General features: G+C 61.4%; 13 protein-coding genes. 4 read left to right on the top strand and 9 right to left on the bottom strand.

The window, feature by feature from the left end; translation table 11 throughout:
- Positions 1–32 precede the first annotated feature (32 nt).
- From QZ564_RS00370 to QZ564_RS00335, 8 genes are all read right to left on the bottom strand, one after another.
- Positions 33–1,556, bottom strand: a complete 1,524-nt coding sequence (locus tag QZ564_RS00370; protein WP_297103096.1) for an aldehyde dehydrogenase family protein — start codon at positions 1,554–1,556, stop codon at positions 33–35.
- Positions 1,557–1,559: 3 nt separating this feature from the next.
- Positions 1,560–2,327, bottom strand: a complete 768-nt coding sequence (locus QZ564_RS00365) for an enoyl-CoA hydratase/isomerase family protein (protein WP_297103093.1) — start codon at positions 2,325–2,327, stop codon at positions 1,560–1,562.
- Positions 2,324–3,895, bottom strand: a complete 1,572-nt coding sequence (locus QZ564_RS00360) for a CoA-transferase (protein WP_297103090.1) — start codon at positions 3,893–3,895, stop codon at positions 2,324–2,326. Before QZ564_RS00360 ends, QZ564_RS00365 begins: the two co-directional genes overlap by 4 nt.
- A 396-nt stretch (positions 3,896–4,291) precedes the next feature.
- The gene (locus tag QZ564_RS00355; protein ID WP_297103087.1) at positions 4,292–5,668 is read right to left on the bottom strand and encodes an adenylosuccinate lyase family protein; all 1,377 of its coding nucleotides are present in this window, start codon (positions 5,666–5,668) and stop codon (positions 4,292–4,294) included.
- Positions 5,669–5,678: 10 nt separating this feature from the next.
- The gene (locus tag QZ564_RS00350) at positions 5,679–6,767 is read right to left on the bottom strand and encodes an ABC transporter ATP-binding protein (RefSeq protein WP_297103084.1); all 1,089 of its coding nucleotides are present in this window, start codon (positions 6,765–6,767) and stop codon (positions 5,679–5,681) included.
- A 4-nt stretch (positions 6,768–6,771) separates the two neighbouring features.
- Positions 6,772–7,659 (bottom strand): carbohydrate ABC transporter permease, encoded by an 888-nt coding sequence (locus QZ564_RS00345; RefSeq protein WP_297103080.1) that lies wholly within the window; start codon positions 7,657–7,659, stop codon positions 6,772–6,774.
- A complete protein-coding gene (locus QZ564_RS00340) occupies positions 7,656–8,480 on the bottom strand; it encodes a sugar ABC transporter permease (protein ID WP_297103077.1) in 825 nt (274 codons plus the stop codon). The genes QZ564_RS00345 and QZ564_RS00340 overlap by 4 nt, the downstream gene beginning before the upstream one ends.
- Before the next feature lie 100 nt (positions 8,481–8,580).
- Complete coding sequence (locus tag QZ564_RS00335; RefSeq protein ID WP_297103074.1) at positions 8,581–9,801, bottom strand: ABC transporter substrate-binding protein; 1,221 nt, start codon at positions 9,799–9,801, stop codon at positions 8,581–8,583.
- Between the two features lie 48 nt (positions 9,802–9,849).
- On the opposite strand from QZ564_RS00335, the gene QZ564_RS00330 reads away from it, so the two are divergent.
- The 4 genes from QZ564_RS00330 (at position 9,850) to QZ564_RS00315 (ending at position 14,398) form a co-directional block, all read left to right on the top strand.
- Entirely contained in the window at positions 9,850–11,025 is a 1,176-nt protein-coding gene (locus QZ564_RS00330; protein ID WP_297103072.1) for a GntR family transcriptional regulator, read from the top strand.
- A 517-nt stretch (positions 11,026–11,542) separates the two neighbouring features.
- Positions 11,543–12,502 (top strand): TRAP transporter substrate-binding protein, encoded by a 960-nt coding sequence (locus tag QZ564_RS00325; RefSeq protein WP_297103069.1) that lies wholly within the window; start codon positions 11,543–11,545, stop codon positions 12,500–12,502.
- Between the two features lie 62 nt (positions 12,503–12,564).
- A complete protein-coding gene (locus tag QZ564_RS00320) occupies positions 12,565–13,086 on the top strand; it encodes a TRAP transporter small permease (RefSeq protein ID WP_297103066.1) in 522 nt (173 codons plus the stop codon).
- Position 13,087: 1 nt separating this feature from the next.
- Positions 13,088–14,398 (top strand): TRAP transporter large permease subunit, encoded by a 1,311-nt coding sequence (locus QZ564_RS00315; protein ID WP_297103063.1) that lies wholly within the window; start codon positions 13,088–13,090, stop codon positions 14,396–14,398.
- A gap of 59 nt (positions 14,399–14,457) precedes the next feature.
- On the opposite strand, the gene QZ564_RS00310 is transcribed toward QZ564_RS00315, so the two are convergent.
- The gene (locus QZ564_RS00310; RefSeq protein WP_297103060.1) at positions 14,458–15,018 is read right to left on the bottom strand and encodes a winged helix DNA-binding protein; all 561 of its coding nucleotides are present in this window, start codon (positions 15,016–15,018) and stop codon (positions 14,458–14,460) included.
- Between the last annotated feature and the right edge of the window lie 71 nt (positions 15,019–15,089).

Here is a 15,089-nt window from a genome sequence, read left to right as displayed (position 1 = left end):
CATGCGTCTTCATCCTCCCGCCGACCAATCGATCAGCGGGCATTCACCCAAGGCGCCCGCGTGCGCCCGATGCGCATGACGAGTGATTTCACCTCGAGAAATTCTTCCAGGCCGTAGGACCCGATTTCCCGGCCCTGGCCGCTTTCCTTCACCCCGCCGAAGGTCAGTTCGGGGAAACCGTCCATCCAGGTATTGCTCCAGACCGTCCCGGCCTGGGCCCGGCGCGAGAATTCGAGCACCGTGTGCACGTTCTCGCTCCACACCCCGGCCGAGAGGCCGTAGGCGGCGTCATTGGTAATGGCGATGGCGTCGTCCATCGTCCGGAAGGTCAGCACCGACAGGACGGGACCGAAGACCTCTTCGCGGGCAATGGCCATGTCCGGTGTCACCCCTGTCACCACCGTGGGCTGGTAGAAGTCGCCATTGAGCCCGGGCACCGAGAGGCGCTCGCCACCCAGCCCAAGCCTGGCGCCGGCGGCCACTGCGGCCCTGACATAGCCGTCGATCTTGTCCTGGTGCTGCGGGGTGACGATCGCCCCCACTTGGGTGCGCGGATCGAGCGGATCGCCGAAGGCCACCTGGCGCGAGAGTTCGATCACCCGGGCCGTGAAAGCCTCGGCGATATCCTCGTGCACGATGATGCGGCTGCCCGAATTGCAGCATTCGCCGGCATTGAAATAGACACCGAACACCACCGCATCGGCGGCGCTTTCGAGGTCGGCATCGGGAAAGATCACCTGCGGGTTCTTGCCGCCCAGCTCGAGCGCGACCTTCTTGAGCGTGCCCGATGCCGCCGCCGAGATCGCCTTACCCACGGCGGTGGAGCCGGTGAAGGTGACCATGTCGACCAGGCGGTGCGCGGCCATGGTCGCGCCCACCGGCTGGCCATAGCCAAGCACGATGTTGACGACGCCCGCCGGCAGGCCGGCCTCGTTGAGCAGTTCGCCCAGCATGGCCGTAGTCGATGGGGTCATCTCGGACGGCTTGACCACGCAGGTGCAGCCTGCCGCGAGGGCGAAGGGCAGCTTCTGGCTCAGGATCCAGAACGGGAAGTTCCACGGGGTGATCACCGAGACGACCCCGATCGGCTCCTTGATCACCACCCCGAGGATGTCCTCGCCGAGGGTATTGTGGCTGTCGCCCTTGGTGGTGCGGGCCAGCGCCGCCGCATAGCGCCAGAGATCGGCGGCACCGGAAATTTCGTTGCGGGCCTGGGTGATCGGCTTGCCCGTTTCCAGCGTCTCGATCAGTGCGAAACGGTCGACATTGGCGGCGATCAGGTCGGCCACGCGCAGCAGGACCTCGCCCCGCGCCTTGCCCGAAATCCGGCTCCACACGCCACTATCGAAGGCGGCACGCGCTGCCTTGATCGCAGCCTCGGCTTCGGCCTCGCCGCCCCTCGCACTGCGGCTGACAACAACGCCATGGGACGGCGCGATCCGCTCGAACGTGGCGCCGTCGGCGCTGTCGCGCCACGCGCCATTGATGAAGTGACGCCCGATAAAGGGTTCGGTCGGGAGGCCGGTGCGGGTCGAGGGGATGACGGTCATGTCCATGATTCAGTGCCCCGGAAATTTGGGTTTGCGCTTGTCGCGGAAGGCCTGGACGCCCTCGGCCCGGTCGCCGCTGGCCGCAATGGCGGCGCCCCCCAGCGCCTCGATCATCGCCCCCGTGTCTTCGTCGCGTGCGGCATGGATCATGGTCTTGGCGATCTCGACCGCCCGGGGCGACAGCTCCGCCACGCGCGTCGCCATGGCCTCAGCCACCGCCAGCGGGTCCTCCGCCACGTCGGCAACGAACCCGACCTCGAGGCATCGGTCTGCACCGATCCGCCGGCCAAACAGAGCCATTTCCTTGAGCATTGGTTCCGGCAGCAGCCGTGCGAGGCGGCACGTACCCGACCAGCCCGGCACGATGCCGACACCTGCTTCGGGCAGTGCAATTGTCGCTCCCGGGGCCATGACCCGCACATCGCAGGCCGCTGCCAGTTCCAGCCCGCCGCCGAAAGCGTGCGCGCCGAGCACGGCAATGCTGGGCTTGGCCAGCCGCGCCAACCGGTCGAAGATGCGGTGGCCGCCGCGCACCCAGTCGCGGGCGAATTCGGCCGGCGACAGGCCACCCCAGGCATTGATGTCGGCACCCGAGCAGAAGGCCTTGGCCGGAGCTGCCGTCACTAGCAGGCAGGCGACATCGCGATGGCCTTCGGCCACTTCGAGGTGTGCCGCAAGCTGGGCCAGCATCTCGACCGTGAAGGCGTTGAGCTTGCTAGGATTGTCGAGGCGGATCTCCGCGATCGAGCCGCGAATATCGAGGTGAACCTGGCTCATGGCTGCCACCCCATCAGACCCGTCCCGAACAGCGTAGCCGGCATGGTGATGGCATCGGCGGCGAGGCGCACGCGGCCCTGGCTGGCATCGACGATATGCGCCTGCGGATCGATACCGGGCATGATTTCGGTCGCCACCAAACCGGTCGGGGTGAGGCGCATCACGCAGCGCTCGGTGACGTAAATAATGTCCTGACCCAGTTCGCGTGCCCGGCGACCGGAAAAGGTCACATGCTCGACCGCTTCGACCATCTTGGTGAACTTGCCCGGCCGGTCGATGCGGATGCCGGTCTCGGTCAGGGCAACGTCCGCCCCCGCCTCGAACCAGCCCGAGAACACGATCTTGCGGGCATTGGCGGTGATATCGACAAAGCCGCCGCAGCCAGCCGTCAGGTAGGGCTTCTTGCCCAGCTTGGAGACGTTGACATTCCCCTCCACGTCCACTTCCAGGAAGGAGAGGAAGGACACGTCGAACCCGCCGCCCTGGAAATAGATGAATTGCTGTGGCGAAGGCATGTAGGCATCGGCATTGGCCGCGCAACCGAAGGCGAAATCGGTGAGCGGCATGCCCCCGACGGCGCCCTGTTCGATGGCCCAAGTCACCGCCTTGGGATGCCCTTCCTCAAGCAGGATGCGCGGCACCATGGCGCTGATGCCAAAGCCCAGATTGGCCGTCATGCCGCCCTTGAGTTCCATGGCCGCGCGGCGTGCTATGACCTTTTCGACGCCGTGCTGGGCGAGGCGAAAGCTGCTCCAGGGTCGCATGACCTGCCCGGAAATGGCCGGATCGTAGTCTGTCTCGCAGGTCTGCTTCTGGAGCGCATCGATCACCACCAGATCGACCAGGTGTCCCGGCACGCGCACGTCATGGGGCCGCAGCGATCCCGAGGCGGTCACGCGCTTCACCTGGGCAATGACGAGGCCGCCATTGTTGCGGGTGGCGATGGCCTGTTCGAGCCCGCCGAGATAGGCGCCTTCGTGCTCGTAGGTGAGGTTGCCCCACTCATCGGCCGTCGTGGCCCTGAGGATGCAGACGTCGGGCTGGATATTGGGGAAGTGCAGCCAGCTCTGACCACCAAATTCGACGCGGTGAACGATGGGTGCGGCGGCACCCTTCTCGTTCATGGCACAGCCCTGGCGGACCGGATCGGCGAAAGTATCGAGCCCCACCTGCGTCAGCACGCCGGGGCGCCGGGCGGCCGCCTCGCGGTGCATGTCGAACAGGATGCCCGAAGGCACGTTATAGGCGGCGACGCGATTGTCCTCGATCATCCGCCAGATCTGCGGCATTGGCAGGCTGGATGGCCCCGAGGGGTAGGAGCCGGCAAGGACGCGGGTCAGCAGTCCATCCCTGGCGATGTGGTCGATGCCCTTGACCCCATACATGTCGCCTGCGGCAATCGGGTGCAGGGTCGTCAGGTTGCGCGGATGGCCCTCGGCCTCGAAACGCGCGCCGATGGCCTCGAGCACCAGATCGGGACAACCCAGCGAGGAGGACGATGAAACCGTCACCACGCAGTCGTCAGAAATCCGGGCAGCCGCTTCCGCGGCGCTGACAATCTTGGTCATCGCTGTCTCTGTTGTTCTCGATGCGCAGGACACCGACAGCTCGCCGGTGACGCAGCTCAGCGGACGAACTACTCATCGGTCCACTGCATTCCAAAACCAGTTTTGGAACGTTCCTATTTACTAACGAATGGCATCAGTGGTCGTCAAGCGGATATTTGGAACGATCCATAATTTATCGGGAAAGGTGAGCTACCCGCCGTCCCAGAGTTGGCCGTTGGGGACCGAACCGGTGGGGACTATTCCAGCGGAGCAAGATCCGACCAGCAGGTATGAGGATGGAAACACAAAGGAGCTAATGTCCGATATGGGGCGCACTCCGGACCCATGTTGAATCAAATGAATCGGAGCTTAAGGCATTTGCGGACACAGAGACGGTCCTCATCATCACGAGATCGCTCAAGGTGGGTCGTTATTCGGGTTTGTGACATGGCTTGTTTCATCGCCGTTGGCAGTTCTTCGGGCAATCTTCACCGAGTCCCCTACATAGCCTGAGGGATCCATCAGTTGCCTCATTTCATCACCGGTGATGCCAATTTCTCCGGCCCGCTCCTGCAGGACCATCGAAAACGCTCGCCCCTCCGACAGGGCACCCTGGGCGGCTTCGTAGAGCAGATGGTGGGCGGCGTGGCGGCCTATCCTGGGTGCCAGCCGCATCATGATCGCTTCGGAGTTGATCAGTCCGCCGGTGATCGCCAGGTTCCTTTCCATGGCGGCCCCGTCGACCACCAGTCCGTCGGAAACTGCGGCCAGCCCAGCCACTGCAGATGCGGCGAGAATGGCGATCTCGGGCAGCGTGACGTCCGTGACATTGGTCGAGGAAGAATCTCCCTCATCCATCCGCACGAGCCCTTCGAGGCATAGTGGCATGCGAGCCCGAACAAGCCGGCAGAGACTGACAATGCGCAGGCAGGTCGAGGGGTTGCGCTTCTGGGCCATGGTCGAGCTGCCGACCTTGCCGTGATGGAAGGCTTCGCGCACCTCGCCAATCTCGGTCCGTTGAAGAAAGACGATGTCCTGGGCGACGCGCTCGAGGCCGCCTATCAGCACGCCCAGGCTCGACACATAGTCTGCCACGCGGTCATAGCTCGAGCGAATGGCGAGGCCCGCGGGTTTCAATCCGAGCACCTGCGCTAGGCGAGCCTCGACGTCGCGCCCCATGCCATCAAGCGCAGCGCCGGTCCCGATGGCGCCGCCGAGCGAGGCCACGAAAGAGCCGTCAAACCGCTCCGCGAGCCGCGCCCTGCCGCGCTCCAGTTCGTCGACCCAGCCGGCAACCTTGAAGCCAAAGGTCATCGGCAAGGCATGCTGCCCGTGTGTCCGGCCCGCCTGCAGCGTTGTTGCATGGGCGCCTGCCAGCGCCCGGAGCCGGGCTATTGCCTTGTCCAATGTATCCAGGATCAGATCGTGGGTCCGTCGCATCTGCAGCGAGACGGCCGTGTCGAAGATGTTCTGCGTGGTGGCACCAAGGTGGATGAAGCCGGCGGCAGGTTCGCCACACAGGACTTCAAACTGCTTGAGCACTGGCACGAAGGGATGCTGAGCGTGGCGGATGTCCCGGTCCAGACACGCCAGATCGAAAAGCTCCGCCTTTGCATTGTCCTTGATGGCCCTGGCACATTCCGAAGGCACGAGGCCAAGCTGCGCTTCGGCCTCTGCGAGGCCCGCCTCGACATCAAGCCAAGCCTGCAAGGTGGATGTATCGCTCCAAATGTCCAACGCCGCGCTGTCGAACCAGCTGCGGGTGATGAAGGAGTCGAAAGCCCCGACTGCCATGCTCTTGCCCCTAGAGCCGAAGGCCGCTGGCGGCGTCGAACAGGGAAGCCGTGGCGGGATCGAAAGCCATCCCGATCGTGTCGCCAGGCTTAACGCCAGGCTTTCCCTGAACAAGAACGGCGATCTGCTGACCGGCCACGTCGCACCAAATGATGGATTCGGCGCCCAGCATCTCGGTGAGATCGACCGTGGCTCGAACCTTGGCCGAGGCGTGGTCCGCGTCCACGATCGTGAGCAATTCGGGCCGGATCCCCAGTTCCACGGCGCTGGCCTGCGTGGGGTACTTCTCGAAATCGTAGCCTTCGAGCGAGAAGCCGAACGCCTCCGCCTTAAACATCGGCACGCCCTGCTGCTCAACCAGCAGCTCACCCCCGATGAAATTCATCCGGGGGGTCCCGATGAACCCGGCCACATAGCGATTGCGGGGCCGATCATAGATGTCCTCGGGAGAACCGAGCTGCTGGATGATCCCATCCTTCATCACGGCGATCCGGTCGGCCAGCGTCAGAGCCTCCACCTGGTCATGGGTCACGTAGATCATGGTATTGCCCACGCTGCGATGCAGGCGCTTGATCTCCACCCTGAGTTCCGCGCGCAGCTTGGCATCAAGGTTCGACAGCGGCTCGTCGAACATGAAGACCTTGGCCTCGCGGACCAGCGCCCGGCCGATCGCGACACGCTGGCGCTGACCGCCCGACAACTGGGCCGGGCGACGGTCCAGCAGTTCGGTAATCTGGAGGAACCGCGCAACCTCTTCGACGCGCTTGTTGCGCTCGGCCTTGGGTACGCGATTGACACGGAGCGAAAACCCGAGATTGCCGCGTACCGACATCTTGGGATAGAGCGCGTAACTCTGGAACACCATGGCCAGACCCCGCTTGCTCGGGTCTTCATGGGTGACATCCCTGTCCTCAATCGAAATGGTCCCACCCGATGGCTCGATGAGCCCCGCTATGGTGTTGAGCAACGTGGATTTGCCGCACCCTGACGAACCGAGAAGGACCAGGAACTCGCCCGACTTGATGTCGATATCAAGGTTCTTGAGAACAGCATGCTCACCGAAGCGAACTTCGAGATTTTTGACGGATACTGATGACATTGCCCTATCCTTTGACTGCGCCGGCGGCGATGCCGCGCACGAACCAGCGGCCGGAAATGAAGTAGAGGACGAGCGGCACCAAGGCCGTGAGGATGGTGGCCGCCATGTCCACGTTGTATTCGCGCTCGCCGAACTGCGAGTTGACGATATTGTTCAGTTGCACGGTCATGGGCAGGTTTTCCCGCCCGGCGAAAATCAGACCGAGAACAAAGTCATTCCAGATCCCGGTCACCTGCCAGATCACCGCCACAATCATGATGGGCGTCGACATGGGCAGCATGATCGCGAAGAACACCCACCAGAAGCCAGCCCCATCCATGCGCGCTGCCTTGAAGATCTCTTCGGGTATCGAGACAAAGTAGTTGCGGAATATGAGGGTCATGACGGGCATGCCGAAGATCACATGGACGGCGATAATCGCAGCCAGGGTGCCGAACGTGCCCGACCAGGCGAACAGCTGAACCAGTGGATAGACGTAGACCTGGTGCGGAATGAATGCGCCAGTCATCAAGAGGCCAAAAGCAATACCGGCCCAGCGGAAGTTCCAATGCGCCAAGGCGTAACCGTTGACGGCGCCCAACAGGACCGAAAGGATGACGCTCGGGATCAGGATGCGGACCGAGTTCCAGAAGCCGACGCTGATCCCGTCGCAGGCCACTCCGGTACAGGCCGCTGACCAGGCTTTGACCCATGCGCCGAGATCGGGCGCTGAGGGCAGGCTGAAGATGGAGCCGCTGCGGATTTCCTCCATCGTCTTGAAGGAGGTCATCAGCATGATGAAGAGCGGCATCGCAAAGAACAGGGCGCAGACCAGAAGGAATGCATAGGTTCCGATGCGCGCGGGCGAAACAGTCTTCCACGGGCGCCGTTCACTAATCGACATGGCGTTCATCCTTTTGCTGCGGCGGCGCGCGCATACAGAACCGGCGCGGCGACGGCCATGACCATCATCAGCATCACGGTTGCGGCGGCCGCGGCACGCCCGACGCTGCTGCGCTCAAACAGGTAGTCCATCACAAATTTCGCCGGCACCTCGGTGGCGATGCCTGGCCCACCTTTGGTCATCGCCACGACGATGTCGTAGGACTTGATCGCATGAGTGGAGAGCAGCACCGCACAGGTGACAAAGACCGGCACCAGGATCGGCGTGACGACGTGCAGGTACATCCGCCAGGCCGGAACGGCGTCGATGCGGGCGGCTTTCCAGATTTCCGTATCGACCCCACGCAGCCCGGCCAGAAGAAGCGCCATGACGAAGCCCGCTCCATGCCAGATGCCGGCGATGATCACCGCATACATGGCCATGTCGGGTCGAACGATCCAGTCGAAGGTAAAGCCAGTCAGGCCCAGGCCACGGACAAAATCCTGGATGCCCTCTGTCGGACTCATGATCCATTGCCACACCAGGCCGGTCACGATGAACGACATCGCATGGGGATAAAGGAAGATGGTTCGCAGGGCATTTTCCGCCCGAACCTTCTGGTCAATGAATATCGCCATCAGATAGCCCAGCGCCAGGCAGCCGCCGATATAGCCAGCCCCGAAGACGAGCATGTTCACGAGCGACGTGGTCCAGCGGGAACTGCGGAAGAGGGCTACATACTGCTCGAGGCCCACGAACTCGTAGATGGGCAAAGAGCGTGATGGGGTGAGGGAAATCCCAATGGTCCACAAAATGCTGCCGACATAGACGGTAGCGACAATGGCGAACATGGGCAGCAGCGCGACCTGGGCGGACCTGATCTTCATAGACAATCTCCATGGCTGGCCCACCGGCATCCCAAAATGCCGATGGGCTGTCGTCCAGAACCGGTCAGCCGTTCAGGACGATCTCGGTGTAGCGGGCGATCGCGGTCTCAATGTCGAGAGACGGATCATTCCAGAACTGGGAGATGAGATCCTGGATTTCTCCTGCCACCGAGGAAGGCTGCAACATGGTGAGCCTGGGCACATTGGTGTCGCTGATTTGAAGGGCCGCACTGCCCTTTTCGGCGCAGACGTCGGTCCCGGTCATGTCAACATCGGCACGTGGCGGTATCGATCCCTTGGCCGCATTGAAATTGCGCAGCGTCGTATTGTCCGCGAGCGTCTCGATCAGCAGTTGCTGCGCCTTGATGGCATCGTCATCGCTGAGCTTGGGGAAGACGAAGACGTCGCCGCCGATCTGCAATACCCCGTCGGGAAGGATGCATCCGTAGTCGACGCCCGCGGTCTGGCCGGCCGCTGCGAACTCGGCCTTGGCCCAATCGCCCAGCGACGTGAACCCCGCCTCGCCGGTGATGACCATGTTCGTCGCGGCGTTCCAGGTGCGACCTGGAGACCCGACGTCGACATAGTCACGAAGGCGAGCATAGGTCTCGAAGGCCTGACGAAGCTCGGCGCTGGCGAACGCCTCCGGCGCCTGGTGCTGGTACAATCCATACCAGAGGTTTGCTCCGCCTATATCGAGCAGGATGGATTCGAAGAGCGACAGCTCATATGACGGCGTTCCCGACAGAGCCAACGGCACCTTGCCAGCGCTCTTGAGTTTGTCGAGCGCCACAAACATATCCTCGCCCCAGCCGGCGGGAACCTCTGCACCGACCTCTTCCAGAAGCTTGGCATTGAACCAGATCCAGTTGCGTCCATGAATATTCATGGGCATTGCGAAGACTTTGCCGTCGATCTGTGCCGAGGCAAGCAGCGCCTGAGGCACCGTTTGATCCCAATTTCCCTCCTGGGCCACCGCCGAGATGTCGGTCAGAAGCCCCTGGGCAGCAAGGTCCTCGAACTCGCGGCCGGAATTGAACTGGCTAGCCTCCGGAGGGTCGCCGGCAACGATGCGCGTGAATGAGGCCTGACGCGCTGCCGAAGCTCCAGCGATCGCATTGTCGACCCAGGTGCCGCCAGATGCCTCGAATGCGTCAGCCAGAACGCGGGCGGCCTTGGATTCTCCTTCCGAAGTCCACCAGTGAATGACCTCGGCCTCTTGCGCGAGTGCCGGAGCGACACCTGCCAAGAGTCCCAGAAGTGGTAGCGTAGCTCTAAAGCGCATGATTTCCTCCCTGCTGCGCAACATACAATACAATATGTATGACACATATTGCACGACTTGCAGGCGGACGCAAGTTCGTTCTGCGGGGATTGTGAAAGTGAATGCGTATTGTATTGTATGGGCATGAAGACGGATTTGGCACGCCTGGAAGCTTTTCTCGAAGACATGGCCCGAAAGGCATCACCTGGGGACCGGCTGCCCACCGTTCGCTCGCTCATGTCGCAATTCTCTCTGTCTCAGACCGCGGTGCAGAAAGTCACCGAGCGGTTGAAGGCGGAGGGCCGCATATCGGCGGAGACAGGCAGAGGCACCTTCTTCGTCGGCGGGGTCGACAGGGTTGATCGGTCCGAGGGCCCGGACACAGCTGTACGCGGGTCAGAAGGCCGGTCCTTCCTCCTGCTCCGCAGGTCAACCAGCATAAGGCGCGGACGAGCGGTGCTTGAGCTATTGCAGGACAAGCTGCAGGCGGCAGGACACAGTGTGGTAGAAGTGTCTTACACCGACAGCCGCGACGGATTGCGCGTGCTGCGAAATCTGCCTGGCTTTGACGGTTGCATACTCCAGTCCTCGTTCGAAACGATCAGCATCGAGATGCTCCAGGCGATAAAGCTCAAGACCAGCGCCATTGTCGTGGATGGGGCCGTGTTGGCGGGGACAGAGGTCGACGCGGTGGGGGTGGAGTGGGGTACATCCATCGGCCGGGCGATTGCGAACTTGCAGAGCCGCGGGCACGAGCGGATCGGCTTGGTCACGACGTCCCATTTTTTGCTCGCCACCGAACTGGGCAAGATTCGCTTTTTGGAGCTCTGTGACGGGGAAGCAGGCCGATTGCTGGAAATCCCGGCCTGGCCACACGAAAAATACCTGGAGCTCGCCATAGAAAGGATCGCTGCGTCTCGAAACGCTGACAGCTCCTTGCCTTGGACTGCGCTCATTGTCTGGGGTGTCGAAAGCGGGCTCCGTTTCCGCGAGGGATTGGCAGCCCACGGGATCGAAATTCCGCGTGACCTGTCGGTCATCCTGTTGGGCCGCACGGACCTGTCAAACGAGCACGCAAACTTCTTCGAAGTCATCGGGCCAAGCGTGACGCAGCAGGCCCAGTCTATGCTTGACGTCCTGTTGGAGCGCCTTGGCAACCCTGGACGACCATATCGCACCACATATCTGGCTGTCACAAGCCAGGAGGGGCGCTCCGTCGGGACCTGCGTTCCGCCGAAGCCGTAGGCGGGCCCAGTCGGTCTACAAAGCAGTAAGCCTAACAGCGATTGCTCTATTGAGATGGGAGCCCAGAAGAACGCGGATTTCTGGGATGAATGTGGAGAGAAGGACTCTCAAGAGTTCTGAAACCTCGGGGCTTTCGGCAGGATAACCTCAAAAGCTATGTGCATGATGCACCCAGAAGGACTGTGAACGGGCCCTCGCCGCCAAGGAGTTCTGAAGGATCATCGCAATCTGGTCGCCACCGATAGTGCTCGTCGGCTCGGTTCGGATTGAGGTCTTGGCGCAAGCGGCCGCCGGCGCAAGCGCCGTGCGCATGCGCCTGCGCCTGCGCCTGCGCCAAGACCTCAAGACTTTACGCATTGGTGCGACCCTGGAGGGCAGTTGCCAGAGAGTTGAATCGCCGAATCACAAAACTGTTGATTTGTACGCATAACGCAGACAAAATGCCGATGTTATGACGTTATCACGTCCACTGACTAAGGGAACGGCGCGTGGCGCTGCAAGGGAAGGATTGATCTCGATGATGAAGTTTGTCTTAGCGGCCGGCTTGGCCGCGCTTTCAACAACGGCCTGGGCACAATCGTGGGACATGCCGACCCCATATGGGGACACTGTCTTTCACACGATCAACATCAGGACTTTCGCCGACGAAGTCCGCGAGGCAACTGGCGGCAAGGTCGACATCACGGTTCATTCGGCGGGATCGCTGTTCCCGCATGGCGAGATCAAGAATGCCGTGCGGTCGGGGCAGGTCCCGATCGGCGAGTTCTTCATGTCGCAGTTGGTCAACGAAGACGCGGCCTATGGCCTCGACAGCCAGCCCTTCCTCGCGACCAGCTACCAAGACGCGACACGACTCTGGAACGCCCAGAAACCGGTGATTACCGAGCTTCTTGCGGAACAAGGTCTCATTCCTCTCTTCTCAGTCGCCTGGCCTCCACAGGGGCTTTACACCAACAAGGAGATCGCCTCGGTCGACGATCTGAAAGGCTTGCGCTTCCGTGCCTATAACGCTGCTCTGGAAGAGTTTGCCGCTCTCGCTGGCGCTGCTCCGATCCAGGTCGAGGCCGCCGACATCCCGCAGGCCTTTGCCACCGGCCAGGTCGAGTCCATGATGACGTCACCCTCGACCGGCGTTTCCTCGACGGCCTGGGATTTCACCAGCCACTACACGCCGGTAAATGCGTGGGTGCCCAAGAACCTCGTGGTCATCAATCAGTCGGTATTCGACGCACTGGACCAGGACAGCAAGGACGCGATCATGGCTGCCGCAGCAGCTGCGGAACAGCGAGGCTGGGCCATGTCCGAGGAAGAGACGGGGACACAAACTTCGTTGCTAGCAGATAACGGCATGACCATCTATCCGCCCAGCGACGAACTGATCACTGGCCTGCGCCTGATCGGCGAGGAGATGCTGGTCAACCTGCAAGCCAACGGCTCGGAAGCGACGCTCCGCGTACTGGAAGAATTCAAGAAATAATCTACGACTGGGAGCGGGTCGATGAGGGATCGGCCCGCTCTCGAACTGGGGAGGATTCGGGCATGCGTAGATCTCTTGATTCACTTTATCAATCAGCAGGCTGGCTGTCGGCATTCTGCATTTTGGCGATCAGCCTTCTCATTAGCGCGCAGGTGCTTCTCAATGTTGGCGTGCGACTAAGTTTGCCCATTCCCGCGAGTATCCCGTCCTACGGTGACTTCGCGGGGTATCTGCTTGCTGCTTCAACTTTCCTGGCATTGGCATACACCTTTCGGTCGGGCGGTCACATTCGTGTATCGATCGTGACGGCCAATTTGCCCAAGCGAATTCGTTGGATCGTCGAGTTACTCGTCTTGGCGGCCGCGGCAGCCGTAATCGGCTATGCACTGTTCTTTCTGATCGATTTGGTGCGGAGCAGCATCCGGTTCAACGATGTCTCCTCCGGGCGGGTTTCCATCCCACTGTGGATACCCCAAACGGTAATGTGCATCGGCGTAGCCCTGCTTGAGATAGCAGTCCTGGACACACTGGTTCAGACATTCCGAAGCAAGCAGCCCGTCATAGCCAGCGGCGAGGAGATGTGAGATGGGCGAACTCGGCATTGCTGTTGCTCTTCTCGGCGTACTTCTGCTGTTGCTGGGATCGGGTGTCTGGGTCGCGCTTTCGTTGTTTGGCGTCGGCCTCTTTGCTCTCACCGCCTTCACCAACGTCAAAGTTGGCCTCAACCTTGCGACCGTCATGTACGGACATTCGCATTCTTACGCCCTGACTGCCCTGCCGCTCTTCATCCTTATGGGCGAGATACTGGTTCGATCTCGATTGAGCCAGGACATGTTCCGCGGTCTCGCGCCATGGCTGGGCCGACTTCCCGGCCGCCTCTTGCATGTGAATGTCCTGGGTTGCGGAATATTCGCTGCCGTATCCGGATCTTCAGCTGCAACGGCGGCAACGATTGGCAAAATGTCGATCCCCGAGCTCAAGCAACGGGGCTATCCTGAGTCACTCATTCTGGGGTCATTGGCGGGGTCGGCTACCCTTGGCCTTTTGATTCCGCCCTCGATTATTCTCATCGTCTATGGCGTGGCTACCGAGCAGTCCATTGCACGCCTCTTTATCGCCGGCGTGCTTCCAGGGCTGATGCTGGTGCTGATTTTTTCGGGTTACATCGCCATCAGGGCGCTGGCCAATCCAGGAATAATCCCTGCGGAAGAAGACAGGATGTCGTTCCGGGACAAGGTCAAAGCATCGAGATCCCTCATCCCGGTCTCGCTGCTCATCATATGCGTGATCGGTTCGATATATTCGGGGATCGCATCCCCGACCGATGCGGCAGGGGTGGGAGTGCTGTTGTCAGTGGGTCTTGCTGCCGCCACCGGATCGTTCGGGCGCAAGCAATTTCTCGAAGCGCTGCTATCAGCCGCCCGTACATCTTGCATGATCGCCTTCATACTACTGGGGGCGGCATTCCTGACCTCAGCCATGGGGTTCACGGGGTTGCCACGGAATCTCGCTGCCTGGATCGCCGGCATGGACCTGTCGCCCTATGTCTTGCTCGCTGCCTTGACCGCCTTCTTCATCTTGCTTGGCATGTTTCTAGACGGGATTTCCGTTGTGGTACTGACTACGTCAATCGTCATGCCGATGGTGCTGGCGGTAGGAATCGACCCAATCTGGTTCGGTATCTATCTGGTTCTGGTAGTTGAGATGAGTCAGATCACGCCCCCAGTTGGATTCAACCTGTTCGTTATCCAGGGGATGACCGGCCACAACATCGTACGTATCGCAAGCGCCGCACTTCCGTTCTTCCTGCTGCTGCTGCTTGCCGTGCTGACGATTACGGTCTTTCCACAGATCGTGACGGCTCTCCCCGACATGATGGCTCGTCAGCCTGCCTAGTCACGTGCAGGGCGGTGGCCTGCTGCCCTGCAAGTCCCGGTATTGCTAGCGAACAACGGCTATAGCGATGCCGCTGACCGTGTGCCCTGGTCATACTGTCCCGACAGCGTTCGCATGTGGGCAGCGATGGCGGAAAGCGTCTCGGCCGGCACCTGGGCGGAAAGAACCGACTTCACGAGGAGTTCTTCGCGAATGGCAGCGTATCGCTCACACACTGCGCGCCCGGCAGGGGTAATGCTGACGAGCTTCTCTTTGCCTCTGCGTCCGCTTTGTATCAAGCCGAGACGCTGCAGTTTCTTCAGCGCGTAGGCCACGATGTGGGTGTCTTCGATATTCAGCATCAGAGAGATGTCGGCCATGGTTTTGGCCTTATCGCGATGATTGATGTTGTGCAGAACCAGGACGTCCACGGCCGAAAGGTCGGGCACGCCCGCCGCAGCCATGCAGCGCACCATCCACCGACTGAAGGCATTGTGCAGCATGATCATGCCGAACTCGAGTTCCGACAGCGCTGGCAGGGCGCCGCGAGCGAGGTGACCGGACGAAACGATTGGCCCTACTCCTTGCCAGATCTCTGACAGTTCCGGGGGAACGGTTGGTGGTTCCACGATCTTGGGCATGGGAGCCTCCTCCACTCTCTTGACGGGATAAGCGCATTCGCCGTCAGCCATAACCGCAGTCAAACTACCCG

It is taken from the genome of uncultured Devosia sp. (assembly GCF_913055165.1).
Classification (GTDB): Bacteria; Pseudomonadota; Alphaproteobacteria; order Rhizobiales; family Devosiaceae; genus Devosia.
The sequence above is the reverse complement of the archived record's forward strand: the minus strand, read 5'-3'. Positions and strand labels throughout refer to the sequence as shown.

Excerpts from the sequence above, each read along its gene's own strand:
- QZ564_RS00370 (WP_297103096.1), bottom strand. The coding sequence starts at position 1,556 with ATGGACATGACCGTCATCCCCTCGACCCGCACCGGCCTCCCGACCGAA.
- QZ564_RS00365 (WP_297103093.1), bottom strand. The coding sequence starts at position 2,327 with ATGAGCCAGGTTCACCTCGATATTCGCGGCTCGATCGCGGAGATCCGC.
- QZ564_RS00360 (WP_297103090.1), bottom strand. The coding sequence starts at position 3,895 with ATGACCAAGATTGTCAGCGCCGCGGAAGCGGCTGCCCGGATTTCTGAC.
- QZ564_RS00355 (WP_297103087.1), bottom strand. The coding sequence starts at position 5,668 with ATGGCAGTCGGGGCTTTCGACTCCTTCATCACCCGCAGCTGGTTCGAC.
- QZ564_RS00350 (WP_297103084.1), bottom strand. The coding sequence starts at position 6,767 with ATGTCATCAGTATCCGTCAAAAATCTCGAAGTTCGCTTCGGTGAGCAT.
- QZ564_RS00345 (WP_297103080.1), bottom strand. The coding sequence starts at position 7,659 with ATGAACGCCATGTCGATTAGTGAACGGCGCCCGTGGAAGACTGTTTCG.
- QZ564_RS00340 (WP_297103077.1), bottom strand. The coding sequence starts at position 8,480 with ATGTTCGCCATTGTCGCTACCGTCTATGTCGGCAGCATTTTGTGGACC.
- QZ564_RS00335 (WP_297103074.1), bottom strand. The coding sequence starts at position 9,801 with ATGCGCTTTAGAGCTACGCTACCACTTCTGGGACTCTTGGCAGGTGTC.
- QZ564_RS00325 (WP_297103069.1), top strand. The coding sequence starts at position 11,543 with ATGATGAAGTTTGTCTTAGCGGCCGGCTTGGCCGCGCTTTCAACAACG.
- QZ564_RS00320 (WP_297103066.1), top strand. The coding sequence starts at position 12,565 with ATGCGTAGATCTCTTGATTCACTTTATCAATCAGCAGGCTGGCTGTCG.
- QZ564_RS00315 (WP_297103063.1), top strand. The coding sequence starts at position 13,088 with ATGGGCGAACTCGGCATTGCTGTTGCTCTTCTCGGCGTACTTCTGCTG.
- QZ564_RS00310 (WP_297103060.1), bottom strand. The coding sequence starts at position 15,018 with ATGCCCAAGATCGTGGAACCACCAACCGTTCCCCCGGAACTGTCAGAG.